Origin of the sequence: Alkalibacterium indicireducens, assembly GCF_039522005.1 — a bacterium.
In the GTDB taxonomy this organism is placed as follows: Bacteria; Bacillota; Bacilli; order Lactobacillales; family Carnobacteriaceae_A; genus Alkalibacterium; species Alkalibacterium indicireducens.
On record NZ_BAAADA010000176.1, the window covers coordinates 1 to 2,676 of the forward strand.

Sequence of the window (2,676 nt, forward strand, 5' to 3'; positions counted from 1 at the left end):
GCTAACAGTTCCTACTGCCAAGTCTGTAGTGGACTTTCACCACCAAGTTGTCGCCCATGCCGGGCGCACATAAAAAAAGCGTCAACGAGAGATATTCTCGCGGCGCTTTTTTGTTTATTTTATAGCATTAGTTCGTGCTTTGACGATCGAATTTTGTTTGGGGACGGGTTTTGTGGCCGTAGATTCGTGGCATCAGCTTACTATCAATAAACGGTGCCAGGGCATTCATAATTAGGATCGAATACCCCACTCCACCCGGGTGGTCCAGTGTAATCCTGAACACAGCGGTCAACACCCCACATCCGATGGCAAAAACAGTCTTCCCTTCTGGTGTTAGAGATCCTGAACTATAGTCAGTAGCCATATACGTGGCCCCGAAGAACAGAGTTCCTGTCAGAATGTGCGTCATTTGGAAATTCCAGTCAAAGCTGGACCATAATCCCATAACCACAAATGTTGTAAGGATATATAAAATCGGTACTTTTGGATTAATTACACGTCTGAAAATCAGATAAAGCATACCAATAAGTATTGCGAATTTAGAAGTTTCTCCAACATTTCCACCTAGATTAAATCCCATGAACAAATCGAATAGTCCAGGAACTTGTTCAGGCACGACCTGTGCCCCGTGACCGATAAACTCAAGCGGCGTGGCAGAACCTATAGCATCGACCCCTCTGAATCCACTTCCCAGCAATCCACCGGGCAGGACCCAGTTAGCCAGCCAAGGAGTAAAGAGGGCCTTAATGACTACACGAGCAGCAACTGCAGGGTTGAAGTAGTTCCTTCCAATCCCACCATTAAGCTGCTTAACGATAACAATAGCAAAAATCGATCCAAACATGATCATCCATATTGGTGCAGTGACAGGCAAACTTAAGGCGACCAACATACCTGTTACTGCGGCACTGTGATCCTGTATTTTTATTGGTTTGTATGTCAGTTTCTGATAAATAAATTCAGATGCAACGGCTGTCCCAATACCAATTGCTACCATACCAAGGACCCACCATCCGAAGAAGTAGGTAGCCGCTAATGTTGGTGGAATCAGCGCGATTAAAACCTGGTCCATAACCCAAGCTGCTGTGCGTTTGCTGCGAACATGAGGGGAAGGACCGACTTGCAATTTACCTTTTACATCAATTGCCTGAGCCATCTTACTTCTCCTCCTTCGCTTTTATAGCAGCTTTAGCGGAACGAATATTTGCTAGAAGAGGGATTTTTGAAGGACAGATAAATGAACAGTTTCCACATTCGATACAGTCCATTGCCCCCAGCTCCTGAGCTTTATCAATATTTCCTCTTTCGAAAGCTTCACTGATAAGGATAGGTTGCAGACTGACCGGGCAGACATTTAGACATTCTGAACACATGATACAGTCGTGACTGTCCCCTTGTTCAGCTTCTTCAGGAGTCAGAACTGTTATAGCTGTCGTTCCTTTAATAATTGGAACCCCGAGATCCGAAACAGTTTTACCCATCATCGGTCCACCACCCAGGACTTTTCCTGGTACGTCAGCAAATCCGCCGCAGTCTTCAATAAGCGAATCCATAGGAGTACCGATTTTAACTCGAAGGTTTTTAGGTTCTCTTATTGGTGTTCCGGACACTGATACAATACGTTCGATTAAAGGCTCGCCAAACTCGCAGGCGCGGTAGCAAGAACGGATCGTTGATGTATTAGCCACGACACAGCGAACTTCAGCAGGAAGGCCACCAGGCGATACTTCTCTTCCAGTCATGCTCTTGATCAAGTTTTTCTCTGATCCTTGTGGATACATTGTTTTCAATGGACGGACGAAAATATCGTCAAATTCAGCAGAGGCTTCCTCAAGCGCCTTGATAGCATCCGGTTTATTATCCTCTACACCGATATAGATGCGACGTAATTGAGGGAACAATGCTCTAGACAGATTAATTCCATGAATAATTTCATCTGCATGTTCCACCATGACTCTGTGGTCGGATGTAGAATACGGTTCACACTCTGCCCCATTGATGATAAGTGTGTCAATCGTCATCCCCGGTGGAGGACTCAACTTAACAGCTGTAGGGAACGTTGCTCCACCCATTCCAACGATTCCAGCTTTTCTGACTGTCTGAATGATTTCATCTTTTGACATGTCCTGAGACCGTCCCGGTTCGACGATTGGATCAGCTTTTGTATATTCATAGTCATTTTTGACAATGATACTGTCCACTTCTCCGCCACCGATCTTTCCACGTTTTTCTATAGCAATCACTTCACCTGAAACTGAAGAATATACATTTGCTGATACAAATCCACCTTCTTCAGCAATCAGCTGACCGACCTTGACTGTCTCTCCAATTTCTACGACCGGTTTAGCAGGCGCTCCTATGTGCATGGATACGGGGTAAACCATGATTTTAGGGACTGATGCATCTACTATCGGTAACTTGCTCGTTCGTGATTTATTCTCTTCTGGATGGGAACCACCGTGTTTTCCCATGAACGAAAAACGCATCACATTCATCCTCTCTATAATTCCTGTCTAACCTAATTGAGCCAATTTCATAATTATTTGTCGTGTTTAACACCTGATAAATCAACTTTTTTAAAACATAGAAAAAAGGAACCCCCCCCCATATGGTACAATTAGGTTGTCGACTAAGACACGTACTCCAGGAGGGATTCCTTATGTCCATTATACAACA

2 protein-coding genes are annotated in these 2,676 nt (G+C 44.5%); both read right to left on the reverse strand.

Annotated elements, in window-relative coordinates; translation table 11 throughout:
• Nucleotides 1–127: 127 nt before the first annotated feature.
• Entirely contained in the window at nucleotides 128–1,156 is a 1,029-nt protein-coding gene (locus tag ABFX15_RS09725; RefSeq protein ID WP_346025225.1) for an RnfABCDGE type electron transport complex subunit D, read from the reverse strand.
• 1 nt (nucleotide 1,157) lies between these two features.
• Nucleotides 1,158–2,486 (reverse strand): electron transport complex subunit RsxC, encoded by a 1,329-nt coding sequence (gene rsxC, locus ABFX15_RS09730; protein ID WP_346025226.1) that lies wholly within the window; start codon nucleotides 2,484–2,486, stop codon nucleotides 1,158–1,160.
• Nucleotides 2,487–2,676: the final 190 nt, after the last annotated feature.